The sequence below is a fragment of the Streptomyces sp. PCS3-D2 genome (assembly GCF_000612545.2).
Lineage (GTDB): Bacteria > Actinomycetota > Actinomycetes > Streptomycetales > Streptomycetaceae > Streptomyces.
Map to the genome: position 1 here is coordinate 682,504 of NZ_CP097800.1, position 23,179 is coordinate 705,682.

The window sequence follows — 23,179 nt, forward strand, 5'->3', positions numbered from 1 at the left end:
CCCGGTCGACCGGTGGCCGTGGCCGGTACCCGCATCACCCGGGTCCGGGCGCGAGGAGGTGGCGGCATGACCGAGACGACACAGACGATTCCCGCCTGGCACGTGTCCGGCGACTGGTTCGACACCTGCAGGTGCGACATTCCGTGCCCGTGCTCGTTCGCCCAGCCCCCCACCTACGGGGAGTGCGACGGGGTGCTCGCCTGGCACGTCCGCGAGGGTCACTACGGGGACGTCCGACTGGACGGGCTCAACGTCCTCATGGTGGCCTCCTTCGTCGGCAACGTCTGGGCCGAGCACTCCGACGCGTACGGGGCGGTCTTCCTTGACGAGCGGGCCGACGAGCAGCAGCGCGAAGCCCTTCAGATGATCTTCGGTGGGCAGGCGGGCAGCTGGCCGCAGCAGATGCTCACCATGTTCGCGGGCGAGATGAGGGGTATGGACGTCGCCCCCATCGCCTTCGAGGCCGACGACGACCTCGGCGGCTGGCGGGTCTCCGTACCCGGAAAGGTCGAGGCGAGCGCCGTCGCCCTCACCGGCCCGACGACACCCGAGGGCGCGCGAGTGCAGTCGACCAACCTGCCCGGTTCCGAGACCGGCCCCGGCCAGGTGGCGACGTGGGGCCGCACCACGGTCAACCGCGCGGACGCGTTCGGCTTCCGGTGGGACCGCGAAGGCCGGTCGAGCAAGCACATCACCTTCGACTGGACCGGGCCCGACTGAACCCGTCCGGTGCCCGGTCGTCACCGGCCACCGGCCACCGGCTCGGGGTGAGCGCTGCAGAAGGCCCGGACGGCCAGGCCGAACTCCTCGGGCCGTTCCAGGTTGCTGACGTGCCCGGCGCCCGGAATCACGACGAGCTCGGCCGCCGGGATCGCCTGCCGGAACTGCCGTGCGACGGACAGCGGCGACCGTGCGTCCCGCTCTCCCCAGAGCAGGAGGGTGGGCACCGAGACGGTGGCCAGCACGTCCCGCAGGTCCGCCTCGGCCATGAGGGCCAGCTGTGTCCGGAAGGTCCGCGGCCGCACGGCGGCCGCCAGCTCGTCCAGCAGGGGCAGGTAGGCGGCGGGCGGCTCGCCGGCGAACAGGCCGGGCAGGGTCGGATCGAACGCGTCGCGCGGCGCGGCCAGCATCCGGCGCACGCCGGCGACCCGGGCCCGGACCTCGTCCGCCGGAAGGGAGCCCGCCCAGCCCGCGTAGGTGTCGGCGAGGATCAGCGTCCTCACGAGGTCCGGACGGCGGCGGTAGAACTCCAGGGCGACCGTGCCGCCCCAGGAGAGACCGGCGACGTGCGCCGGACCCAGCCGCAGGGCCTCGACCACCGCCGCCAGACAGCGGGCGTAGTCGGCGAGCCCGAAGGACTCCGGAACGTCGCCGGAGCGGCCCGCTCCCGGTTCGTCCCAGGCCACGACCGTGAACGCGTCCGCCAGCGCTTCGACCTGCGGCCGCCAGACACGGGCGTCCTCTCCCGCGCCGTGGAGGAACACCAGGGGCGGTCCCTCGCCGGCCCGGTCGTACGCGACCTCCACCCCGTCGACCCGCACCGTCGCCATGTGCTTCAGGATAGGCCCGTCCCTCCTCCGCGGCGCCGAACACCGGCCGCGGCCACGGGCGGAGCGCGCTCCGGCCGCCCCCGGCGGACCCGGGCGGCACCGATCCCCGCTCCGCCGTCACGGTATGGTGTCCGGTGGTGCGGACGGCCCGGCGGTCGTCCCGCCGGCTACCGTGCCGGGGCCTATGGCGCCCCCGGCGAGTTCCGATCCGTGCAGGAGGGAAGCGTGGGCGAGCGCATGACGTTCGACGCCGCCTGCCCGCCGTGACGCTCCGCACCCGGTAGCACCCCCGTACTCCTCGCCCGCAGGGGCAGACATCCTTCCCCGGCATGCCCGCTCCGGGCCCGTCGGAGCCGCCCGGCGGTTGCCCCGCCGCCCGGCGCCCTCCTGCCCGCCCCGTCCCGCCGGGCAGGCTGCCCCCGAACACGACAGGTCCCGTCTCCTTTGTCTTCTGCCGCCACTGCTGTGTCCCCGGCCGCCCGTCTGCGCGGCCTGAAGCCCGACTGGATCTCCGACCCGAAGGTCTGGCGCACCGAGGTGCTCGGCGGGCTGGTCGTCGCGCTGGCCCTGATCCCCGAGGCGATCTCCTTCTCGATCATCGCCGGCGTCGATCCGGCACTCGGCCTGTTCGCCTCGTTCACGATGGCCGTCGTCATCTCGATCGTCGGCGGTCGGCGGGCGATGATCTCCGCCGCCACGGGCGCCGTCGCACTCGTCATCGCCCCGCTGAACCGCGAGCACGGTCTGGGTTACCTCATCGCGGCCGTCATCCTGGCCGGCGTCTTCCAGATCGTGCTCGGCGCGCTGGGAGTGGCACGGCTGATGCGGTTCATCCCCCGTTCCGTCATGGTCGGCTTCGTCAACTCGCTGGCCATCCTGATCTTCATGGCCCAGGTCCCCGAGATGCTGGACGTGCCCTGGGCCGTCTATCCGCTGATCGCCGCCGGCCTGGCGCTCATGGTGTTCTTCCCGAGGGTCACCACCGTGGTCCCGGCCCCGCTGGTCTCCATCGTCGTCCTGACCGTGATCACCGTCGCGGCCGCCATCTCGGTGCCCACGGTGGGCGACAAGGGCGAGCTGCCCTCGTCCCTCCCGGTGCCGGGCCTGCCGGACGTGCCGTTCACCCTGGACACGCTGTCGACGATCGCCCCGTACGCCTTCGCCATGGCCCTGGTCGGCCTGATGGAGTCGCTGATGACGGCGAAGCTGGTCGACGACATCACCGACACCCACTCCGACAAGACCCGCGAGTCGATCGGCCAGGGCATCGCGAACGTCGTCACCGGCTTCTTCGGCGGCATGGGGGGCTGCGCCATGATCGGCCAGACGATGATCAACGTGAAGGTCTCCGGCGCCCGTACCCGCCTGTCGACCTTCCTCGCGGGCGCGTTCCTGATGGTGCTGTGCATCGTCTTCGGCCCGGTCGTCTCCGACATCCCCATGGCCGCCCTGGTCGCGGTCATGATCATGGTGTCGCTGGCGACGTTCGACTGGCACTCGGTCGCGCCGAAGACGCTCCGGCGGATGCCCGCGGGTGAGATCTCGGTCATGGTGATCACCGTCGCGTGCGTGGTGGCCACCCACAACCTCGCCGTCGGCGTCGTCGTCGGCTCGGTGACCGCCATGATCATCTTCGCCAAGCGTGTCGCACACCTCGCCGAGGTCACCGCGCTGCCCGACCCCGACGGGAAGAGCGTTGTCTACCGCGTCACCGGTGAGCTGTTCTTCGCCTCCTCCAACGATCTCGTCGGTCGCTTCGGCTACGCCTCCGACCCCGACCGCATCGTCATCGACCTGAGTGGGGCGCACATCTGGGACGCCTCCTCCGTCGCCGCCCTGGACGCGATCGAGACCAAGTACGCCCAGCGCGGCAAGACCGTCGAGATCACCGGCCTGAACGACCCGAGCTCCGACCTCCACGGCAAGCTCACCGGGGAACTCGCCGGCAGCCACTGACACGGCGCGCGGACGGACGACCGGAGCCCCGGCCCCTGCGGCCGGGGCTCCGTGCCGTCCGCGCCGCTCCCGTCCGCGCCGCCCCCGTCCGGGCCGGTGGGCGGGGTCCGGGCCGGGCCCGGTCCGATCGGGTGGATCCGCCCCGCGCGGCGCAGTGCGGGCCGGCCCCGCGGCTAGAGATGGGACGTGATCGTCCACGACCCCGAAGGATGGAACAGCGGCCCCTACGCGGCGGCGATCCGCACGCAGCAGGGTGATCTTTCGCTGCGGGACGCCGAGGGCTGGTGTCTGCCGCTGGACGTCGAGCGGTGGTGTGCACGGGCGGACGTCGGCGATCGTGCCGTGCTGCGGCGGTGCCGGGGCCGGGTGCTGGACATCGGCTGCGGGGCCGGCCGGCTCGTGGAGGCGCTGACACGCCGCGGGCACACCGTGCTCGGCATCGACGTGTGCTCGTCGGCGGTCAGCTCCACGGTGGGCCGAGGAGGCGCCGCGCTGCGCAGGTCGGTGTTCGACCCGCTGCCCGACGAGGGCGGATGGGGAACGGCTCTGCTGATCGACGGGAACATCGGCATCGGTGGTGATCCCCGCAGGCTGCTGCGCAGGATCAGGGGTCTGGTGCACGGACAGGGGCTGCTCCTGGTGGAGACCGCCGCGGCGGACGTGGACGAGCGTCGCCGGGTCCGCGTCCACGCAGGCCGCCACCCCGCGGGCGCCGTCTTCCCCTGGGCGGCCGTCGGCGCCTCGGCGCTGGACCGTCACGCCACCGCGGCGGGGTGGACGGCGACCGAGCGGTGGTCCTCCGCCGGGGGCCGTCACTTCGTGGCCCTGCGCGCCCGGGCCTGAGCCCGCGCGGCGCGCCTGCCGGCCCTGGTGCCGTGCCACATCCGTACGAGGAGGACGGCCGCCGAGGCAGCGAAGAGAGCGGCCGTGATCAGCAGCCAGCGCGTCAGGAAGACGTCGGCGGGAAGGGCCGTGGCCGCCGTGAAGTGGTCCACCCGGCGCAGGACGAGGGGCCACCAGACGAGCAGCAGGACACCGGCGACGAAAGCGGGGACCCGCACGTAGTTGACGCTCACCCGCACCGCGCCATGCCCGGCGCCCGAAGGCCCGCACCAGGCCTGCACCGCCCGGTCCGTCACCGAGTACAGCGGCAGCAGCACCAGGTCGTGCACCAGCGCCGCTCCGACGAACCACAGGGCCACGCCGATGCTGTCTCCCCTGAGGAGTCGCACGCCCGCGTAGAGGGCGAGAGCGAAGGAGGCGAGGACGAGGAGGAGGTGGAGCGGGGAGGCGCCGTAGCGGCGGCGGAAGGCGAACGTGCCCGCGGGCGGGAGGCGGAATGTCATGCCTGCTCCCCGAAGGTGAGGCGGGTGACCCACTTCGTGTTGTGCACACCGGGTGCACCGGGGACGATCACGCGGGCCGGGTAGCCGTGGTCGGCGGAGAGGACGGCACCGTTGACGCGCACGGCGAGGAGCGAGCGCGCGTCCCTGGCCTGGTTGTCGCGCAGGACCACGGAGCTGAACGACCCGCCGCGCTGCACCGACTCCACCAGGACCTTCGGGGTGTCCGTGCCGAGCCCGACAAGAGCCGCCAGGTCGGTGAGGCGGACCCCGGCCCAGTCCTGGTCGGATGTCGACCAGCCCTCCACGCAGGCGATCGGCAGGGACGATCGGCTCTGGGGCAGGGCCAGCAGCTGGCCGTAGGTCAGGTCCACCTGTCGGCCCGCACCGCGGACGGTCAGCCGCCAGGCGGGGCCGATGTCGCTGGGCCGGATGCCCACGGAGGCCGCGGTCTTGTTGATCTGAAAGCCGTTGGGCCCGGAGCCGGGCTCCTGTCCGTGCGGGGCGAGGAGCGCCGTCTGCCGGAACCAGCCGCCCACGCTCTGGCCGGCCGTGACCACCAGCAGCGCCAGTGATCCGAGCCCGACCATGCCCAGGGCGCCCCGGCGGGAGATCGTCGGCGCCGCCGGGCGGGGCGAGACCAGTCCGGCCGCCTCGGGCGCACCGGCCGCCGGCTCCCGCCCCCGGCGCCGCACCGCGCGCAGGGCCCTCGGCAGGCGGAAGACGACGTGGACCACGAAGGCCCCGATGAACACCCAGGCCCCGTAGAAGTGCAGCACGTAGAAGGAGCCCGGGAAGATGTAGTGCAACTGGACGTTGAGGATGCCGGTGACGAACTCGAAACCGGCGCCTCCGACCAGCAGGAGCAGGGACAGCCGCTCGATGCCGTGGGCGACCGACCGCACCGGGGGCCACTCGAACAGCTTGGGGATCACCGACCACAGCTTCGCCAGGAGCACCGGTACCAGGACCACGCCGAGCGTGACGTGCACCCCCTGCGTGACCCGGTAGAGCCAGTACGGGGAGGTCGGCCAGGAGAACAGGTAGAAGCCGAGCCACCCCTTGTCCGGGGTCTGGTCGTTGCGGACCGCCAGGTCCGGGTTGTACGCCGCGTAGGAGACCAGCCCCGTCACGAACAGGACGGTGATCCCGGCAAGGAGGACCAGCCCGAGCACCGAGGTCAGCCACGGGCCGCGCAGCGGGCTGCGCCAGAAGGCCGGACGCGAGGGTCCGGGCGGCGGACCGGCCGTCCGCGCGGCCTCCAGAGCCGATCGGAACCGCTCCGGCAAGCTGGGCCTGGACTCGTCCGGCTCCCCGCCCGCCGGGCGTGCCGACGTGTCCGCCTCGCCGTTCTCCCGCGGTCCCGGATGCCCTGGCCCCCTTGATTCCGGCGAGGACCGCGGCGCCTCCTCGGGACCGTGCCGCCCGCTACCGCTCGCGCCCAAGGGACACCTCCGCAGACTCCCGCAATCGAGGGGTTCGGGACATCGCCCGCCGAGGAGAAGATGCCGCACCGGGGCCCTGAGCGCCCTCGTGACACGCCAGACCCGGGAGCGAGTCGCCACGGGTGCGGTCCCCGGCTCCCGCCCGGCGGGACGGTGCGGTGCGCCGGCCGCGGTGGCGCCGGCCCCGCGGTGTCAGCGGGAGCGTCCGCGTACGGTCACCGCCTCCCCTCCGGATCCGGGCGACGGCCGCGCGCCGCGGCCTGCAGGAAGAACACCGCGGCCACGACGCCGAACGCCACCCCGATGGCCGTGCACGCCGTGGTCAGACCGGCGGGGGCGTCCAGCATGCGCGGCACGGTGTTGAGGCATGCCTGGGCGTAGAGGCCGAGCATGGCGTAGGCGTAGGGCCTGGCCACGACTCGACTGTGGAACCTCGCCGGAGTCCACCCGCGCAGGAGTGCGACGGGGAGCGGAAGCAGGAGGAGCGTCGCCGCCGCCAGAAGGGCGGCGGGGACGGCCGGATGTGCGTTCATGGGTACCTCTCTGGTGCGGCTGCCCACACTAGGTCCGGACCACCTGCCGGCCCCATGCCGGAGTCCGGCAGTCTCGGCGCCCTGTCACTGCCCGTCGGTCACGGCCGCCGGTCACGGCCTCCCGGACGCTGCTGCCGCACGCCGGCCGGAGGAGCCGGCTCAGGTCCCGGAGGCGGAGACGGCGCCGCGGCCGAGCAGCTCGGCCAGTCCCCGGCGGGTGGCCGCCAGGACCACCCGGTCCTGCGCCTTGAGGACGTACCCGGGGTGCAGGTCCCAGACCAGGCCCGCCTGGGTGAGCCGGCTGTCCTCGGGTGCCGCGGCCAGGTCGGGACGCCGGTCCTCGGGGGCAGTGGTGTCCAGCGCGATCACACGCCAGGCACCGGGCCGGAAGGACTCCGCGATGGTCCGCCCCTCCAGCTGTGGATGGCCGGCCACCACGAGCGCGGCGAACAGCAGCACGCGGCGCTCGACCGGGATCGCCCCCAGGACCTGCCGGCCCATCATCGCGCCGGCGAAGGCGGGTGCCGCCAGGTGGGTCACGCTGCGGCTGCGGGTGAGAGCGGCGGGGTGGGTGGCGCGCAGGGTGCGGTAGACGGCGGTGGCGAAGTCGTCCTCGTACAGGCGCATCACGACACGCAGATCGGGCCGGACCGCCCGCGCGTACAGGGCGGCCTCCAGGTTGGTGATGTCCGCACTGGTCAGGGCGAGCAGGGAGTGCGCCCTGCCGACCCGTGCCGCGTCGAGCACCCCCTCTTCGGTGACGTCGCCGAGGACGACCGGTACGCGCAGCCGGCGGGCGAGTTCGATACCGCGGGCCTCCGGATCGGATTCCACGCACACCACGGGGATCTCCAGCTCCCGCAGTCGGGCCAGCACCCGTGTCCCGATCTTGCCGAGCCCCAGCAACACGACATGGCCGGAGGTCCTGCGGGCCGGCCGGCGCAGCGCGGTCGCGGTCCGGAAGGCCCCCAGGCCCTCAAGCGCCGCCGCCACGAGGACCGGCAGCAGGAGCAGGCCCACGAATCCTGCGAGGATCTGCAGCGTCTTGCGCTCGGGCGGCTCGTCCACCGCCGGGTCGTTGATCGCGAAGATGTCGAGGAGGGTGATGTAGGCCCCGTGCAAGAGGTGGTCCCCGGTGGTGATCCAGGACGCCACCGCCAGTGCGGCCACGGCCGCGAGTATCCCTGCCAGGGACCAGCGCAGCCGTCGGGAGAACAACGAGGCGACGGGCAGGGACGCCCCCGCCAGACGGCCTGCCGCCATGGCGGGGCCGATGGGGGACACCGCTTCCAGGGCCACGATCCCGCGGCCGGTCGCGCCGGCGACCGCCCGGTCGTCGGGCAGCAGTTGCGGTCCGCGGTCACCGCTGTGTTCCGAGCCCTCCGTGCCGGCCGGGTCGCCCGTGGTCGCCGACAGCAGGGCGAGGGTGCACAGGCCCGGGTCCGCGACCTGGCCCGGGCCCGGCGGCGTGCGTTCGACCGCCCTCAGCAGCAGGCCGTCAGCCTGCACGATCTTGCTGGTGCCGGCGACGGCAGAGGCGGCCAGGGCCGGTGCGGCGGTGTCGGCGTCGGACAGGACCGTGGTCGACACGTCCAGTTCCTGCGGGTCCAGTCCGGGCTCGGCGATGATCGCCGCCTGGTCGAACAGCTCCTCCAGGTGCTGTCCCAACTTGCGGTTGTAGAGCCTGATCACCAGCCGGAGCCGGGGGTTGAGGCGTCGGGCCACCAGCGCCGCCCGTACGTTGGTCTCGTCGTCCTCGTACACCAGCGCCAGGGCGGCGGCCCGCCGCACTCCGGCCTCGGCCAGCAACTCCTCGTCCGGTTCGGCCCCTTGCACGACACGCAGGTACGGTTCCGTCTGCTCGGTCCCCGGCAGACGGGAGCTCCGGGCCACGGGTACCCGCCCGAGCAGTCCGAGGGCCCGCCCGGACCGCCGCCCCACCGCCGGCTGCGGTGCGCGGGCCTCGGGCACCACGAGCGTCACCCGCTCGCGGTAGACGTCGCGGAGTTCGCCGGCGAGCCGCCTGGCCAGACCGTCGTCGCCGCAGACGACCATCCAGCCGCCGGGCGTGGGAAGGGGGGACCGAGAGAGATTCGACACCGCCCAAGAATGCCTCGTCAGGAGGGCAGTCGTCGCCGCGGGTCCGGATCATGCGCCGGTCGCCGCAGGGCCATGCCGGCCCCGGGAACGGATCCCCCGGCTGCCCGCGCCGGACCGCCTTCGGTCGGGCGGGCAGCCCCCTGCCCATGGGGCTGCCCTACTTGGGCGGCAGTCGGGGACAGCGGAACGCCCCGTGCGAGCTCTGCCGGGGCAGAGCGGCGTTCACCCACACGAGAGTGCGGCGCCGCGGCGGCCCCGGGTACGGCTACCGTGGGGCCCGGGCCGGAGCCGAACCAGTCCGCGGTGTCCGGCCCACCGGCGGGGAACGGCCCCGAACCGTGCCCCGGCGGCGTGGCCCCGGCGGCGAGCCGGGGCCATCAGCGGCTGCGCGACCGCGTCCCCCGACCGGCCCCGCACCGCGGGCGGATCCCCGGCACCGGTATGACGGAACTCTTACGTCCGCGCGTGGGAGGTGCCCCGGCGGCCCCGCACTGCGTAGCGTCCGGAGCATGCGCGTACTCGTCACCGGAGGGGCCGGGTTCATCGGCTCCCACATCGTCACCGCCCTCACCGACCGTGGGCACGAGCCCGTCGTCCTCGACGCCCTGCTGCCCGCCGCCCACCCCGGTACCCCGCCCCTGCCCGAGGCCGAGTTCGTCCATGCCGACGTACGGGACGCGGACGCCGTCCGGGTAGCGCTGCGCGGAGTGGACGCGGTGTGCCACCAGGCGGCGATGGTCGGCCTCGGGAAGGACTTCGCCGATGCCCCCGCGTACGTCGGCTGCAACGACCTCGGCACGGCGGTCCTGCTGGCCGAGATGGCGGGGGCGGGGGTCCGGGAACTCGTCCTCGCCGGGTCGATGGTGGTCTACGGCGAGGGTCGGTACACGTGCGAAAGGCACGGAACGGTGCGCCCCGGAGCACGCCGGACCGAGGACCTGGCGGCCGGCCGGTTCGAGCCCCGCTGTCCCGACTGCGGGGCCGAGCTGACGCCGGGTCTGGTCGGCGAGGACGCGGCGACCGATCCGCGCAACGTGTACGCGTCGACGAAACTGGCGCAGGAGCACCTGGCGGCGTCCTGGGCCCGCTGCGTGGAGGGCCGTGCGGTGTCGTTGCGCTACCACAACGTGTACGGGCCGGGCATGCCCCGCGACACCCCGTACGCCGGCGTCGCGTCCTTCTTCCGCTCCTCTCTCGCCCGCGGCGAGGCCCCGCGGGTCTTCGAGGACGGCGCCCAGCGCCGAGATTTCGTCCACGTCCGGGACGTGGCCGCGGCGAACGCGGTGGCGCTGGAGGCCGCCGGCACCCGGCCGGCGGGTGCCCTGACGGCGTACAACACCGGCAGCGGGGATCCGCACACGGTCGGCGAGATGGCCGCCGCGCTGGCCTCGGCGCACGGCGGACCGGCCCCGGTGGTCACGGGCGAGTTCCGACTCGGCGACGTCCGGCACATCACCGCCGACTCCGCACGGCTGCGCGAGGAGCTCGGCTGGCGCCCGGTGGTCGACTTCACCGACGGCATGGCCGAGTTCGCACGGGCGGGTCAGCGCGCATCGGCCGGCCTGCCCGGCTGATGCCGGAACCGGCCGGCGCGGCCGGCCGGTTCCGCGCCCGCCGGGCACCGTGGGCGTCCGGCCGCCGGCGTCGAGGACGTTCGGCCGCGCGTCGCCGGTACGCGGGCGGTCCCGTGATCCCCGGCGGGCTCGGGCGTGCTCGGGGGCGGGCTCCGCAGGGTTCCGGCGAAGCCCCTCCCGCTCCCGCCCGGTGCGCCCTACGCGGGGGCCGGGAGGGTCAGTTCGAAGCGGCACCCGCCGGGCACGTTGTGCACGTCCGCGTGGCCCGAGTGCGCCTCCACGATGCCCCGGACGATGGCCAGACCGAGGCCCGCGCCCGAAGGGGGCGTACGCGCCGGGGAGCCTCGCCATCCGGTGTCGAAGACGCGGGGCAGGTCCTCCTCGGGGATGCCGCCGCAGGCGTCGGTGACGGACAGCACCACCGCGTCCGCGCGGCGTTCGGCGGCGACGGCGACCGTCCCGTCGGCCGGGGTGTGACGGATGGCGTTGACCAGCAGGTTGGACAGCACTCGGGTCATCTCCTTGCCGTCGACCTCCACCGGCAGCGGGGCGACGCTGCCGCCGGCCAGGCGCACCCCGTGCTCGCGGGCGAGTGCGTCCGCGCCCGCCAGCGCGTCACCGACCAGGTCGTACAGGGACATGCGGGTGGGGCTGAGGGAGAGCGCGCCGGCATGGATCCGGGACAGCTCGAAGAGGTCGGTGACCATGGAGTTGAGGCGCTCCACCTCGGCGCGCATCTGCTGGTGGTAGCGGGCGGGGTCGGCCACCACTCCGTCCTCCAACGCCTCCGACATCGCGCGCAGCCCCGCCAGCGGGGTCCGCAGGTCGTGGGAGATCCAGGCCACGAGCTCACGCCGGGAGGTCTCCAGGGCCCGCTCGCGTTCGCGTGAGGCCAGCAGCCGGTCACTGGTGAGGGCCAGTTCGCGGCTCAGCGCGGCCAGTTCGGCGGGGGCCGGCACCAGGGGGACCCGGAAGGTGCCTTCTTCTCCGAAGTCGCGAGCGGCGCCGACGAGTTCCCGACAGCGCAGCACCACCTGGCGGCCCAGCAGCAGCGCCGTTCCCAGCGATACGGCGGCGGCCACCGCGACGACCGTGGTCACCACGGCCAGGTCGTGGGAGGACAGGAACATGGCCCACGCCACCATGAGGGTGCCGGCGAGCATCGCGGACACCGCGACCGCGGCGACGACCGCGAGGGAGACGGCGACGCTGCGCCGCCGCAGTATCCGCAGCGCGAGGGCGCCGAGGAGTCCCGCGGCCGCCGCGCCGAGGAAGGCGTACAGGGCTATCAGCAGCAGGTCACCCACGGCCGTCCTCCGTCCGGGCCGGGTCCGGCGCGTCACCGGACGGACGAGGTCCCGTCTCGAACCGGTATCCGGCGCCCCATACCGTCCGGATCAGCCGGGGGTCGGCCGGATCCTTCTCGATCTTGCTCCGCAGTCGGCGGACGTGCACGGTCACGGTGGAGAGGTCGCCGTAGTCCCAGCCCCAGACCTCGCGCATCAGCCGCTCCCGGTCGCAGACCTGGCCCGGGTGCCGCAGGAAGTACACGAGCAGGTCGAACTCCCTCAGGGTCAGCGCCAGCTCCCTTCCGTCCCGCGTCGCACGACGGGCCGCGGGGTCCACGGTGAGGCCCGCGACCACCAGCAACGGTTCGTCGGCCGGAGCGGTCGAGGAACTGCGGCGCAGGACCGACCGCACGCGCAGGACCAGCTCCCGCGGGCTGAAGGGCTTGGTCACGTAGTCGTCCGCACCCACCTCCAGGCCCAGGATCCGGTCGTCCTCGTCGCCGCGCGCGGTGAGCATGACCACGGGGACGGAAGGCCTTCCGCTCCCGCTCGCACGCAGCCGGCGGCAGACTTCCAAGCCGTCCATACCGGGCAGCATCAGGTCCAGGACGACCAGGTCGGGACGGTGACGCGCGGCGCTCTCCAAGGCGGCCGGGCCGTCGTCGGCACGGTGCACGGTGAATCCGGCCCGTTCCAGGTAGCCGGCCACGACCTCGGAGACGGTCGGATCGTCGTCCACGACCAGGACGCGGCCCGTGCCGTCACCGGGGGCGGGCCCGGGGCCGGGCCCGGTTTCGTTGCTGATTGCCATGCCCCCAGGGTGCACCACGCCGCGACGTCCGGAGCCGGGCCGTCCGCCGTACGGCACGGCGTCCGCGTTTCGTAAGGTCTTCGGGCGCCTTTGGGCGCCTTCCGGTTCCTACGGTGTGGAGGGTGACTCCTTCTGCTCGTCCGCCCCGCGCGGACCTCGTACTTCCCTGCCTCGACGAGGCCGAGGCACTGCCCTGGGTTCTGGCGCGGGTGCCGTCCGGCTGGCGGGCCATCGTCGTCGACAACGGCTCCTCCGACGGCTCGGCCGACATCGCCCGCTCCCTCGGCGCCACCGTCGTCCACGAGGCCCGGCGCGGTTTCGGCGCCGCCTGCCACGCCGGGCTGCGTGCCGCCCGCGCCGAGTTCGTCTGCTTCTGCGACTGCGACGCCTCCATGGACCCCGGCCTGCTCGCCCCGATGGCCGAGCGGGTCGCCGCCGGCGAGGTGGACCTGCTGCTCGGCCGCCGCCGCCCACAGGGACGCGGCGCCTGGCCCGCGCACGCGCGGGCCGGAAACATCGCACTGTCCCGGATGCTGCGCCACCGGACCGGCCTGCGCCTGCACGACCTCGGCCCGATGCGGGTCGCGCGCCGCGAGGCACTGCTCGGCCTGGAGCTGACGGACCGGCGCAGCGGCTATCCGCTCCAGATGGTCGTACGGGCCGCCGACGCCGGCTGGCGGGTGGCCGAGACCGATGTCCCCTACCTGCCGCGCTCCGGCAAGTCGAAGGTGACGGGGACCTGGCGGGGCACCTGGCACGCCGTGCGCGACATGCGCCGGGTCCTGGCCGAGCCACCGGTCACCCACGGCGCACCGACCGAGGGGATCTCCGCATGAGCACCGTCCTCGTCATCGCCAAGGCTCCCGTCGCCGGCCGGGTGAAGACCCGGCTGACCACGCGGTTCACCCCGCAGCAGGCCGCCGACCTGGCGCGTGCCGCGTTGGAGGACACCCTCGCGGCGGTCCTGGCGGCGCCGGCCCGGCGCCGCGTCCTGGTCCTGGACGGAGAGCCCGGGCCCTGGGTCCCGCCCGGCATCGAGGTCGTCCCCCAGTGCACGGGAGGCCTGGACGTGCGGCTGGCGGCAGCCTTCGCCCTGGCGGCGGGGCCCGCCTTGCTGATCGGGATGGACACCCCGCAGGTGGCCCCCGGCCTGCTCGCGCTCGGGCTCGACTTCACGGAGGCGGACGCCTGGTTCGGGCCCGCCGACGACGGCGGGTTCTGGGCGCTCGGCCTGGCCGCACCCGACCCGGCGCTCCTGCTCGGCGTCCCCATGTCGGCGGCTCACACGGGTGAGGTGCAACGGCAACGGCTGACCGGCGCGGGGCTGACCGTACGGGACCTCCCCGAGCTCTGCGACGTGGACACCCCCGACGACGCGCAGCGGGTGGCCGCGGCCGCGCCGGGGACCCGGTTCGCCGCGCTGCACGCCGGACTGTGTGCGGTGACACGATGACCGCCCAGCTCACCGAGCCGGCCGCGCGGGCCTGGCAGGCCGACCCGTACGCCGACGCGCTGCGCGCCGGGCAGGGCCCGCTCTACCTCCGGCGTCACGACGGCTGGCTGCTCCCCCTGGACGTCGAGCGGTGGTGCGCCGAGCCCGACGCGGCCGACCACACCGTGCTGGCCCGGTGCACCGGGCCCGTCCTCGACATCGGCTGCGGACCGGGCCGTCTGGTCGCCGCGCTCGCCGAACTGGGACACACCGCGCTCGGTGTGGACGTCACTCCCGAGGCGGTGACGCGCACCGTGCGGGCGGGCGGCAGCGCGCTGTGCCGGTCCGTCTTCGACCCGCTTCCCCGTGAGGGCGGTTGGGGCACGGTCCTGCTCATGGACGGCAACATCGGCATCGGCGGCGACCCGGCCGCCCTGCTGCGCCGGGCGGCCGAACTGACCGCGCCCGGCGGCTCCCTGCTGGTCGAGGCGGCCTCCTCCGACGTGGACGAGCGCGTGGAGGTCTCCGTCGAGGACGGCGCGGGCGGCCGCGGTGCTTCCTTCTGGTGGGCGCGGCTCGGGACCCGCGCCCTGCGGGCGGAGGCGGGGGCTGCGGGCTGGACCCCGTACGACACCTGGCAGGTGGCGGGCCGGCATTTCGTGCACCTGACGCACTGACCGGTGGACCGAAGGGGGAAGCCGGGGGCGGAATCCGCAGTGGTACGGATTCCACCCCCGGTTTCTCCGCGCCGGCCGGTCCTCAGCGGCCCGCGCGGCGGACCCTGCCCACCATGGCGCGCACACCGGTGTACGCCGCGGTCAGCACCGCGATGGCCGCCATGAGGAGGAGCCAGTTGCGCAGGTAGTCGAGCGGGAGCACGGTGGGGTTGGCCACGCCTGCCGGACGCAGCAGCGGGGGAAGCGCGATCGCGGTCAGGGAGCCCGCGACGATCAGGGCTCCGCGCACGACACCGCGCAGTCGCAGCCCGACCGCGCCGACGAGTGCGGCGACGGCCAGCACGAGCGGCGCGACGAGTCCGTCGTGCACCACGACCGCTCCCCCGAGCCACACGGCGATCCGCCACGGCTCGCGCTGCTGGAGCAGCAGCCAGCCTCCCCAGGCCGCACACATGGCCCCCGAGACTCCCACCGCGTACCGGATGCCCATCACACGACCTCCAGCCGGCCGACCCACTTGGTCTGCAGAACACCGGGCCGGTTCGGGGCGATGATCCGTGCCGGATAGCCGTGGTCCAGGGACAGCACCTCGCCGTTCAGCCGCAACGCCAGCAGGGTGAGCGGATCCTGCGCGTAGTGCCGGCCCATCTCCATGACCCGGTAGGCGCCCGCCTCCTCCACCGAGACCACGCGGGCCCGCGCGCCGGGACCACCGCCGGCCCTCTCCAGGAGGTCCCGTACCCGTACCCCGGTCCACCGCGCGGACTTGCTCCAGCCCTCGACGCAGGCGATCGGCAGGGTCGCGTGGTGCTGGGGCATGGCGCGCAGTTCCTCCAGCGTGAGGGTGTACGGGCGCGGCCCGTCCACGGTCAGCCGCCAGTCGGCCAGCGAGGCCCGGGAGACGCGCGCGGCTGCCGCCGTCCGGTTCACGGGCAGCCCCTGCACCCCGTGGGCGGGGCTGCGCGGGCCGAACAGCTCCAGTGCGCCGAGTGCGGTGACGGACTGTCCGGCGGTGGTGACCGTCACCGCTCCGACCGCGGCGGTGACACCGAGGAGGAGCTGGCGCCGGTCCGGACCGTCGGCCGCGGGCAGGGCCAGGGTTCCGGGGGATCGACGGGTGAAGTGGTCGCGGATCTGCGGCCATCGCACGGCCAGGTGCAGGAGCAGCGATCCGAGCAGGAGCCAGGCGACCGCGTAGTGCACGGGAACGAAGTTGAAGGGCCAGGGGTACCACTGGAAAGTGTTCAGCAGCCCGGTGAACAGTTCGAACAGTGCGGCCGCGACGAGGACGGCCACGGAGATCCGCTCCAGGGCGTGGCGCAGCGAGCGGACCGGCGGCCACGCGAACAGCCGCGGGTAGACGGCCCACAGCTTCGCCAGCAGCAACGGGACGGCCGCGATCCCGGACGCCACGTGGAGTCCCTGGGTGAGCCGGTAGCCCCAGTACGGGCGGCTCGGCAGCCGGTCGGCCAGCCAGCCCGGCGGGTGCTGGAGGTAGTGGCTCAGCACACCGGTCGCGAAGCAGACGACCATGGCCAGGCCGAGCCAGCGGCCGATCGCGGTCGCGGTACGGGCATCGTGCAGGCGCCCTTTGAAGGTGACGGGCGGCCCGGAATTCAAAGTCCAACGCATGCCCCCATCACACCCCCGGCGAGGGCCGCGCAGGTGGCCGGAACACCTTACGAAACACGGACGTCCGAGGTGGCGAGGCCCCCGGACGGGCCGATACCTGGAACGCTTCCGCAGGTGAAACCCCTTACCGCCATCTCCTCTCGCGCCGCACTCGTGACCACCGCCCTCGCCCTCGCCGCACTCACGGCGGTGCTCGCCCTCACCGTCATGTACGGGGGCTACTTCAGCGATCCCGGCGGACTCTTCGGGTGGTACGCGGTCTGCTGGGCGCTCTTCGCGGTCGCTCTGCTCGCGCTGCGCCGGGTCCCGCCCCGCCGTGTCGCGGGGCTGATCGTCGCGGGGGCGGTCGCCGTCACGATGACCGGCCTGCTGGCTCCCCCGCGGACCAGCACCGACTCCTACCGCTATGCCTGGGACGGCCGTGTCCAGTCGGCCGGCGTCTCCCCGTACGACCATCCTCCGCAGGACCCGGCTCTCGCCCGGCTGCGCGACCCCTGGCTCTTCCCCACCGGGGCCGCCTGCCAGGGCCCCGACCTCGCCCGCATCCCGTCCGCCGAGGGCACGGGCCAGTGCACGCGCATCAACCGGCCCGCCGTCCACACCATCTACCCGCCCGTCGCCGAGGCGTACTTCCTGGCCGTCGACCGGCTGTCCCCCGAGGACGCCCGGCACAAGCCGCTCCAGACCGGTGCCGCCCTGATCTCCCTCGGCGTCACGGGCGCCGTCCTCCTGGTCCTGCGACGGCGCGGCGACGACCTGCGCACGGCGGCGTACTGGGCCTGGTGTCCGGCCGTTCCGCTGGAGGCGGTCAACAACGCGCACGTGGACGTGCTGGGCGTGCTCCTCACGGTCGCCGGACTCGGCCTCGTCGCGTCCCGGGCCCTGGCCGGGCGGACGGCGGGCGGCGTGCTGATCGGCGCCGCGGTCGCGACGAAGCTGATGCCTGCCGTCGTCCTTCCCGGTGCGCTGTCGGGGGTCCGGCGCCTGCGCGACGCGGTCGCGGTGCTGCTGCCGGTGGCGGCGTTCACCCTGCTCTCCTACCTGCCCTACGTCCTGCTGTCGCACGGCTCGGTCTTCGGATACCTCGGCGGCTACGTCGAGGAGGAGGGCTACGACGACCCCTCGGCCGGATCCCGCTACTCGCTCCTGCGACTGGTCCTGCCCGACAGTTGGGCGTTTCCCGTACTGCTCGTCATCGTCGCGGCCGTGTCCCTCCACGTCATCCGGCGCGGCGATCCGCAGCGCCCCTGGAGCGGCGCCCTGCAGGTCACCGGCTGGTCCTTCGTCCTCCTCACTCCGGGCTACTCCTGGTACGCGCTGCTGCTGATCGCCCTCGTCGCCCTCGACGGCCGCTGGGAATGGCTCGGCATCCCCCTGGCGGGCGCCGCCGTCTACGTCCTCGGCCCGACCTTCGACTACCAGCCGGCCCTGAGCAACATCGCCTACGGAGCGGCGACCGTCCTCGTTCTCGTGAGGGGCCGCATCCGACGGCGGCCGTGCCCACCGGGGGCCGGCGGGTCCGAGCCGCTGCCCTCGCCCGGTGCCGCCCGCTCCCCGCGCTGAGGGGCGGGCCCGCACGGTGGCACCCGCCGCGGGTGGTCGGCCGCATGCGACGGCGGCCGGGGACCGGCCCGCACCGCGCCCAACTGCCCGACGGCCCAACTGCCCGACGGACCGACTGCCCGACGGCCCGACCGTCCGACGACCCGACCGCACCGCATCACCGGCAATCCGCCCGGCCCTCGGCTGCGAAGTACGGGTGAACCAGCCGCTCACCAGCGGCGTGTCGAGTGGCGGGAGCGGCAGTGGCGGAACACCGGAAAGCGGCGGACACCGGCGGGGCGGGGCCGGCCGCCGCCGGCGTGTGGACGATCTCGCGCGGGAGGACCCCGTACGGGGCGGGCGGACGCCTCGGCAGCCGGGCCCACCGGCGTGCGCTTCCCCGCCCCGCGGGGCGGGCCGGGCTCTCCCGTGCGGTCGCCGGCGGCGCCCGCCGGCCCCTCCTCGCCGCAGGAGACCACCGATGAAGCCCGCGGCCGAACGCCTGACCGCTCTGATGGGCCACCTCTTCACCGGCCCCCTCCCGGTACGGCTGCGCGACTGGGACGGCGCCGAGTCCGGACCCGCCGACGCGCCCGTGGTCGTGCTGCGCTCCCCCGACGCCCTGCGCCGACTGCTCTGGCAGCCCGGCGAACTGGGTCTGGCCGAGGCCTACATCAGCGGCGACCTCGATGTCGAGGGCGACCTCGCCGGCGCTCTCTCCCAGGCCCGTCGGGCTGTCCGCGACCAGGGCATCACACGACCGCGGCCGGCCCGGATGGCGTCGGCCGCAGCGCTCGCCGTCTCCCTGGGCGCGGCCTCTCTGCCGCCGCGCCGACCCGACGGGCGCGCACGGCTGACCGGCCGCCTGCACAGCTCTTCCCGGGACCGCGCCGCGATCAGCCACCACTACGACGTGTCCAACGACTTCTACGCGCTGCTGCTCGACGAGTCGATGGCGTACTCGTGCGCCTACTGGGCCCGGCCCGCGGACGCCTCGTACGGCCTGGCCGAGGCCCAGCGGGACAAGCTGGAGCTGATCTGCCGCAAGCTCGGGCTGGGGGCCGGCGACCGGCTGCTGGACGTCGGGTGCGGCTGGGGCTCCCTGGCCGTGCACGCCGCCCGGGAACACCGGGTGCGCGTCACCGCGGTCACCCTGTCGCGGCAGCAGCGGGACTTCGTCGCCGCGCGGGTCGTGCGCGAGGGCGTGGCCGGACTGGTGGAGGTCCAGCTGCGGCACTGGCGCCACATCGACGGCGGGGGCCACGACGCGGCTGCCGCCGTCGAGATGGGCGAACACGTGGGCGACACCGAGTACCCGGCCTTCGCCGCCAAGCTGCACGACGCACTGCGCCCCGAGGGCCGGCTCCTGATCCAGCAGATGTCGCGCGGAGCCGACGCACCCGGCGGAGGGCCCTTCATCGAGACCTACATCGCGCCCGACATGCACATGCGCCCCGTCGGACGCACCGCCGACCTGTTGGAGGCAGCGGGTCTGGAGATCCGCTCCGTCGAGTCCCTGCGCGAGCACTACGCGGCCACCATCGACGCCTGGCGCACCCGTCTGGAAGACCGCTGGTCCGAGGTGGAGAACCTCGTCGGCGAGACCACCGGCCGGGTGTGGCGCCTCTACCTGGCCGGCGCCTCCCTGGCCTTCACCGAACGCCGCATGGGTGTCGACCAGCTGCTCGCGGTGCGCCCCACCCGCGACGGCGGATCAGGCATGCCCGCCACGCCCACCGCCTGGTACCCGTCGGCGGGCCGCCGGTGAGCGGCCGGGCCGGCGCTCGGCGCGCGCCGGGGGGCGCTCACGCCGGGCGCCGGCCGACACGGGTCTCCAGCAGCCACAGGTTGCCGTGTTCGATCGTGAACTCGATGTCGCACACGTCGCGGTAGTGCTCCTCCAACTGCTGCGCGTACGTGCACAGGCGATCGAACGCCGCCGGGTCCAGCGTGGCCAGCTCCCGAAGCGGCAGGCTCTCGCGGGCGCCCGCGACGACCTCCTCGCCCTGGGCGTTCGGGAGGTACGTACCGTACGGCCCGGGGCGGCCGTCGGCCGGACCGCCGCAAGACACGACGCCGCTGCCGGAGTCGGCTCCGGAATTGCCGAAGACCATGCTCTGAACGGTGACGGCCGTCCCGGAGCGCAACGCGTTGAGGACCGCCTGCCACAACTGCTCGGCCGGATCCTGCGGAAACGCCCTGCCGGTACGTTCGAGAACGAGGTCCTTGAACGTTTCCACGACCCGGATGAGGTCGCAGGCGTCCAGCCGGGAGTCGTCCGCGACGCGGTGTTGGACCCTGATGCGCCGGAGCGCGTCCTCGAACGCGGAACTCTCGACGCCCATGACCGTGCTGCCGAACATCTGAACGAGACGCCGGTAGGAATCCCAGCCGAACCTCTCCCGATCGGGCATCCTGGCCAGCCCCAGCACGGACAGGTCGTTCAGGCCGATGTCCAGGATCGTCTCCGGCACACCCGGCACGGAGTGCCCGGCCCCCGCCCTGACCGACAGCAGAAGCGGCTTGTCCACCTGTCCCAGCCGCTTGCCGGCAGCCCGCTCCAGCGCCGCCAGGTGCTCGCCGACCTCCTCTTCCAGGCCCTCCGGCGGCTCGCCGGTGGCCAGGAGCACGGCGCCGGCTTCGGCGGTGATGGTGAAGCCCGGCGGTACGGGCAGGCCCATGGCCGCCATCTCCGCGAGGTTCGCGCCCTTGCTTCCGAGAAGCTCGGCCATGCCCCGGTCGCCCTCGCTGAAGTCGTACACATACACGCCCATGCCTGCCACCGGCTTCTTCACCCACTCCTGCCCGTCGGGTCGCTGATCACTCAGGCGCGGCAGAATGCCGCCTTCCCGTTTCCTCTTCTGTGCGGCGGGTGCCGACGCCGGGCCCGCCCCGCCCCGTCCCGGTGGGATCGGTTCAGCTCTCTCTCGGTCCCGGTCGACCTCGGCTCGGCCCGTGCGCGCGCAGCGTGTCCAGACGCTGTTCGTACTCCTCTTCGTCGATCTCCCCCCGGGCGAACCGATCGGCGAGCACCTGCTGGGCGGACGGCGTAGCCGGAGGCCGCGCCGGGCCCGAAGCGAGACGGTCGACGCTGCGAAGGAGCAGGACGACTCCCGCGACGGCCAGGGCCGCGACGAGGACCATGCCGAGCGACATGGCGACCCAGCCCCATCCGCCCATTCCGTGGTCGTACCAGAACATGGCTCACGCTCCCTGTGCGGTGGCCCGGGACACGACCGGCAGGGCGTGTCCCCCGTGCCCTCACTGTCACCCGGCGCGTGCCGTCCGGGCATGGGCCGGTCGGGTCCCGGCCGGGGACGACAGGCCCATCGCGCTCGCCCCGTCTCCCCGTCCGGGGAGCGGGAGACGCGCACGGTGGCGGGCAGGGGCGGGGCTGATCGGTCCCACATGGGGCCACTCGGCCCCTGCTCGGTCGGCGCGCCGCGGGTGACGCTGGAAGAGAGCCGCTGGTCCGCGGCACCGCGAGGAGGTTTACGTCATGAAGCACCATGTGACCGTCGGCATTGACGGCTCGCCCGAGAGCCGGGCCGCGGCCCGCTGGGGGGCCCGGGAAGCGGCCCTGCGGGACGTACCGCTGAGGCTCGTCCACGCCGTCGACTGGCTCATCAGCCCGGCGGTGCCGCGGCCGGGCCGCGAAGTGGCCGACCGCTGGGCCGACGAAGCGCTCGCCGAGGCGGTGGAGGACGTGCGACGCCGGCATCCCGGGCTGGACGTCTCGACGAGATGCCTCTCCGGCAGGCCCGCGGCAGCCCTGGCCGCGGAGGCGGCCGACGCCGGACTGCTCGTCCTCGGCTCGCGAGGGGTGGGAGGCCTGGTCGGATTCCTCATCGGTTCGGTGAGCCTGTCGACACTGGTGGCCACCGAGACGCCGGTGGTGCTCGTACGCGTGTCGGACACGCCCGAGGAGGCCCGGCCCACCCGCTACGGGGAGATCGTCCTGGGCGTCGACATCCACGAGGCGGCGGACAGGGTTCTGGCGTTCGCCTTCGAGGAGGCCGAGCGCCGCGGCTGCGCCCTGCGTGCGATCCACAGCTGGAAGATGCCGTCGATGTACCGGTACGCACCGTTCTTCGACCCGGAGAACGAACGGGAGGTCGGCCGGAGTGTCACCGTGATGCTCGACGACATGCTGATGCCGTGGCGCCACAAGTTCCCGTCCGTGAGCGTCACCCACGAGGCGTTCGAGGGATCCGCGGGTGAGCGGCTCGTCCAGGCCGCGGCAAGGGCGGACCTGGTCGTCGTGGGCCGACGCCTGCGCCGCTCGCCTCTGGGCGTGCATCTGGGGTCCGCTGCCCACGCGGTGGTGCACCACGCCGCTGCGCCCGTCGCGGTCGTCGCCCACGACTGACGGCCCCTCACAAGGAGATCGGACCATGTCCCATCGCACTGTTGCAGACGTCATGACCCGGAACGTGGCCACGGTGAGCCCCGAAGCGCCCCTCAAGACGGTCGCCCGGAGCCTCAACGACCACGAGGTCTCCGCCCTGCCCGTCGTGGACCCCCGCCGCCGTCCGGTCGGCATCGTCTCCGAAGCCGACCTGCTGCGCAGGCAGGCCGGGCTGCCCGATACCGAAGGGCGCGACGCCCTGCACGCCACGGCATCCGCGGTCCGGGCCTCCATGGAGGCCCGGACCGCCGGCGATCTGATGTCCGCCCCCGTCCTGACCGCCCGGCCGGAATGGGGCATCGTCGAGACGGCCCGCTTCCTGCACGAGCGAGGCGTCAAGCGTCTGCCCGTGGTTGACGAGACCGGGACCCTGGTGGGCATCGTCAGCCGCACCGACCTGCTGCGCCCCATGCTCCGCCACGACGACGCCATCCGCGACGAGATCGTCGACGACGTGCTGGGCCGTACCCTCAGGATGACCCCGGGAGGGGTTGCGGTGACCGTGAGCCAAGGCGTCGTCTCGTTGAGCGGGCGGGTCGAGGAGCGGTCGGCCATTCCGATCGTCGAACGACTGTGCCAGTCGGTCGACGGGGTCGTCAGCGTGGACCAGGCCCTCGGCTACGCGGTCGACGACCTGTCCGGGGTCGCCGCCCCTCGCCGTGCCGCGCAGTGAGCGCACAGGACGAGGGGCGGAAAGAGCCCGCCCGCTTCTCGCGGAACCCGATCGTGCGGTGCACGGCCACCAGCCGCTTCTCCACATCCTCTCGGGAACTCTTTCCGCCCCATCCATGACAGCACGCCCGGTTTCGGGAGAACAGGGCCGACCGGTCCCGGACGGCCCCCTGACGGCCCTACCTCCGACGGGCACGGGGGTCCATGCTCGAACC

Annotated in this window: 21 protein-coding genes and 1 pseudogene; 11 read left to right on the forward strand and 11 right to left on the reverse strand. The window is 74.0% G+C overall.

The window, feature by feature from the left end; translation table 11 throughout:
* The first annotated feature begins 66 nt into the window (after positions 1 to 66).
* Complete coding sequence (locus AW27_RS02795) at positions 67 to 720, forward strand: DUF1326 domain-containing protein (RefSeq protein ID WP_037916797.1); 654 nt, start codon at positions 67 to 69, stop codon at positions 718 to 720.
* A 20-nt stretch (positions 721 to 740) separates the two neighbouring features.
* On the opposite strand, the gene AW27_RS02800 is transcribed toward AW27_RS02795, so the two are convergent.
* Positions 741 to 1,550, reverse strand: a complete 810-nt coding sequence (locus AW27_RS02800) for an alpha/beta fold hydrolase (RefSeq protein WP_037916795.1) — start codon at positions 1,548 to 1,550, stop codon at positions 741 to 743.
* A gap of 465 nt (positions 1,551 to 2,015) precedes the next feature.
* Here AW27_RS02800 and AW27_RS02805 point away from each other — a divergent pair, with 465 nt between their 5' ends.
* Positions 2,016 to 3,506, forward strand: coding sequence for a SulP family inorganic anion transporter (locus AW27_RS02805; protein ID WP_037916793.1), 1,491 nt, complete (start codon positions 2,016 to 2,018; stop codon positions 3,504 to 3,506).
* A 186-nt stretch (positions 3,507 to 3,692) separates the two neighbouring features.
* Complete coding sequence (locus tag AW27_RS02810; protein WP_052030098.1) at positions 3,693 to 4,349, forward strand: class I SAM-dependent methyltransferase; 657 nt, start codon at positions 3,693 to 3,695, stop codon at positions 4,347 to 4,349.
* Here AW27_RS02810 and AW27_RS02815 read toward each other — a convergent pair.
* From AW27_RS02815 to AW27_RS02830, 4 genes are all read right to left on the reverse strand, one after another.
* Positions 4,319 to 4,852, reverse strand: a complete 534-nt coding sequence (locus tag AW27_RS02815) for a hypothetical protein (RefSeq protein WP_037916791.1) — start codon at positions 4,850 to 4,852, stop codon at positions 4,319 to 4,321. The genes AW27_RS02810 and AW27_RS02815 overlap by 31 nt on opposite strands.
* The gene (locus AW27_RS02820) at positions 4,849 to 6,138 is read right to left on the reverse strand and encodes a molybdopterin-dependent oxidoreductase (RefSeq protein WP_078555893.1); all 1,290 of its coding nucleotides are present in this window, start codon (positions 6,136 to 6,138) and stop codon (positions 4,849 to 4,851) included. Before AW27_RS02820 ends, AW27_RS02815 begins: the two co-directional genes overlap by 4 nt.
* 371 nt (positions 6,139 to 6,509) lie before the next feature.
* A complete protein-coding gene (locus tag AW27_RS02825) occupies positions 6,510 to 6,827 on the reverse strand; it encodes a hypothetical protein (RefSeq protein ID WP_052030097.1) in 318 nt (105 codons plus the stop codon).
* Between the two features lie 159 nt (positions 6,828 to 6,986).
* Positions 6,987 to 8,882, reverse strand: coding sequence for an NAD-binding protein (locus AW27_RS02830; RefSeq protein WP_037916789.1), 1,896 nt, complete (start codon positions 8,880 to 8,882; stop codon positions 6,987 to 6,989).
* A 554-nt stretch (positions 8,883 to 9,436) separates the two neighbouring features.
* On the opposite strand from AW27_RS02830, the gene AW27_RS02835 reads away from it, so the two are divergent.
* On the forward strand, positions 9,437 to 10,501 hold the full coding sequence (locus tag AW27_RS02835) for an NAD-dependent epimerase/dehydratase family protein (protein WP_037916786.1): 1,065 nt from the start codon (positions 9,437 to 9,439) through the stop codon (positions 10,499 to 10,501).
* A gap of 197 nt (positions 10,502 to 10,698) precedes the next feature.
* On the opposite strand, the gene AW27_RS02840 is transcribed toward AW27_RS02835, so the two are convergent.
* On the reverse strand, positions 10,699 to 11,808 hold the full coding sequence (locus AW27_RS02840) for a sensor histidine kinase (protein WP_037916783.1): 1,110 nt from the start codon (positions 11,806 to 11,808) through the stop codon (positions 10,699 to 10,701).
* Positions 11,801 to 12,601, reverse strand: a complete 801-nt coding sequence (locus AW27_RS02845) for a response regulator transcription factor (protein WP_052030096.1) — start codon at positions 12,599 to 12,601, stop codon at positions 11,801 to 11,803. Before AW27_RS02845 ends, AW27_RS02840 begins: the two co-directional genes overlap by 8 nt.
* 122 nt (positions 12,602 to 12,723) lie before the next feature.
* On the opposite strand from AW27_RS02845, the gene AW27_RS02850 reads away from it, so the two are divergent.
* From AW27_RS02850 to AW27_RS02860, 3 genes are read left to right on the forward strand one after another with little or no spacing between them, the layout of a single operon-like run.
* Positions 12,724 to 13,437 carry a glycosyltransferase family 2 protein gene (locus AW27_RS02850; RefSeq protein WP_037916780.1) on the forward strand — a complete coding sequence of 238 codons (714 nt, stop codon included), beginning with the start codon at positions 12,724 to 12,726 and terminating at the stop codon, positions 13,435 to 13,437.
* Positions 13,434 to 14,054, forward strand: a complete 621-nt coding sequence (locus AW27_RS02855) for a TIGR04282 family arsenosugar biosynthesis glycosyltransferase (protein ID WP_037916778.1) — start codon at positions 13,434 to 13,436, stop codon at positions 14,052 to 14,054. Before AW27_RS02850 ends, AW27_RS02855 begins: the two co-directional genes overlap by 4 nt.
* The gene (locus AW27_RS02860; protein WP_052030095.1) at positions 14,051 to 14,710 is read left to right on the forward strand and encodes a class I SAM-dependent methyltransferase; all 660 of its coding nucleotides are present in this window, start codon (positions 14,051 to 14,053) and stop codon (positions 14,708 to 14,710) included. Before AW27_RS02855 ends, AW27_RS02860 begins: the two co-directional genes overlap by 4 nt.
* A gap of 82 nt (positions 14,711 to 14,792) precedes the next feature.
* Here the strand turns inward: AW27_RS02860 and AW27_RS02865 are convergent, their stop codons facing one another.
* Together AW27_RS02865 and AW27_RS02870 are read right to left on the reverse strand one after the other, a co-directional pair.
* A complete protein-coding gene (locus AW27_RS02865) occupies positions 14,793 to 15,200 on the reverse strand; it encodes a hypothetical protein (protein WP_037916776.1) in 408 nt (135 codons plus the stop codon).
* Positions 15,200 to 16,342: a molybdopterin-dependent oxidoreductase gene (locus tag AW27_RS02870; protein ID WP_052030094.1), complete on the reverse strand. Its 1,143-nt coding sequence runs from the start codon at positions 16,340 to 16,342 to the stop codon at positions 15,200 to 15,202. Before AW27_RS02870 ends, AW27_RS02865 begins: the two co-directional genes overlap by 1 nt.
* A gap of 114 nt (positions 16,343 to 16,456) precedes the next feature.
* Between AW27_RS02870 and AW27_RS02875 the strand changes: the two genes are divergently transcribed.
* Both AW27_RS02875 and AW27_RS02880 read left to right on the forward strand, forming a co-directional pair.
* On the forward strand, positions 16,457 to 17,905 hold the full coding sequence (locus AW27_RS02875; protein ID WP_370466454.1) for a glycosyltransferase 87 family protein: 1,449 nt from the start codon (positions 16,457 to 16,459) through the stop codon (positions 17,903 to 17,905).
* Positions 17,906 to 18,365: 460 nt separating this feature from the next.
* Positions 18,366 to 19,652, forward strand: a complete 1,287-nt coding sequence (locus AW27_RS02880) for an SAM-dependent methyltransferase (RefSeq protein WP_037916770.1) — start codon at positions 18,366 to 18,368, stop codon at positions 19,650 to 19,652.
* Between the two features lie 40 nt (positions 19,653 to 19,692).
* On the opposite strand, the pseudogene AW27_RS02885 reads toward AW27_RS02880, so the two are convergent.
* Positions 19,693 to 20,658 (reverse strand): annotated as a pseudogene (locus AW27_RS02885) (PEP/pyruvate-binding domain-containing protein); the annotation flags it as partial.
* Positions 20,659 to 20,800: 142 nt separating this feature from the next.
* Entirely contained in the window at positions 20,801 to 21,085 is a 285-nt protein-coding gene (locus tag AW27_RS02890; protein ID WP_037916767.1) for an SHOCT domain-containing protein, read from the reverse strand.
* 298 nt (positions 21,086 to 21,383) lie between these two features.
* On the opposite strand from AW27_RS02890, the gene AW27_RS02895 reads away from it, so the two are divergent.
* Positions 21,384 to 22,253 (forward strand): universal stress protein, encoded by an 870-nt coding sequence (locus tag AW27_RS02895; RefSeq protein ID WP_037916765.1) that lies wholly within the window; start codon positions 21,384 to 21,386, stop codon positions 22,251 to 22,253.
* A 25-nt stretch (positions 22,254 to 22,278) separates the two neighbouring features.
* On the forward strand, positions 22,279 to 22,965 hold the full coding sequence (locus AW27_RS02900) for a CBS domain-containing protein (protein ID WP_037916763.1): 687 nt from the start codon (positions 22,279 to 22,281) through the stop codon (positions 22,963 to 22,965).
* Positions 22,966 to 23,179: the final 214 nt, after the last annotated feature.

Coding starts and splice junctions, on each gene's coding strand:
- AW27_RS02795 (WP_037916797.1), top strand. CDS start 67: ATGACCGAGACGACACAGACGATTCCCGCCTGGCACGTGTCCGGCGAC.
- AW27_RS02800 (WP_037916795.1), bottom strand. CDS start 1,550: ATGGCGACGGTGCGGGTCGACGGGGTGGAGGTCGCGTACGACCGGGCC.
- AW27_RS02815 (WP_037916791.1), bottom strand. CDS start 4,852: ATGACATTCCGCCTCCCGCCCGCGGGCACGTTCGCCTTCCGCCGCCGC.
- AW27_RS02825 (WP_052030097.1), bottom strand. CDS start 6,827: ATGAACGCACATCCGGCCGTCCCCGCCGCCCTTCTGGCGGCGGCGACG.
- AW27_RS02830 (WP_037916789.1), bottom strand. CDS start 8,882: ATGGTCGTCTGCGGCGACGACGGTCTGGCCAGGCGGCTCGCCGGCGAA.
- AW27_RS02835 (WP_037916786.1), top strand. CDS start 9,437: ATGCGCGTACTCGTCACCGGAGGGGCCGGGTTCATCGGCTCCCACATC.
- AW27_RS02845 (WP_052030096.1), bottom strand. CDS start 12,601: ATGGCAATCAGCAACGAAACCGGGCCCGGCCCCGGGCCCGCCCCCGGT.
- AW27_RS02855 (WP_037916778.1), top strand. CDS start 13,434: ATGAGCACCGTCCTCGTCATCGCCAAGGCTCCCGTCGCCGGCCGGGTG.
- AW27_RS02860 (WP_052030095.1), top strand. CDS start 14,051: ATGACCGCCCAGCTCACCGAGCCGGCCGCGCGGGCCTGGCAGGCCGAC.
- AW27_RS02865 (WP_037916776.1), bottom strand. CDS start 15,200: ATGGGCATCCGGTACGCGGTGGGAGTCTCGGGGGCCATGTGTGCGGCC.
- AW27_RS02870 (WP_052030094.1), bottom strand. CDS start 16,342: ATGCGTTGGACTTTGAATTCCGGGCCGCCCGTCACCTTCAAAGGGCGC.
- AW27_RS02880 (WP_037916770.1), top strand. CDS start 18,366: ATGAAGCCCGCGGCCGAACGCCTGACCGCTCTGATGGGCCACCTCTTC.
- AW27_RS02890 (WP_037916767.1), bottom strand. CDS start 21,085: ATGTTCTGGTACGACCACGGAATGGGCGGATGGGGCTGGGTCGCCATG.
- AW27_RS02895 (WP_037916765.1), top strand. CDS start 21,384: ATGAAGCACCATGTGACCGTCGGCATTGACGGCTCGCCCGAGAGCCGG.
- AW27_RS02900 (WP_037916763.1), top strand. CDS start 22,279: ATGTCCCATCGCACTGTTGCAGACGTCATGACCCGGAACGTGGCCACG.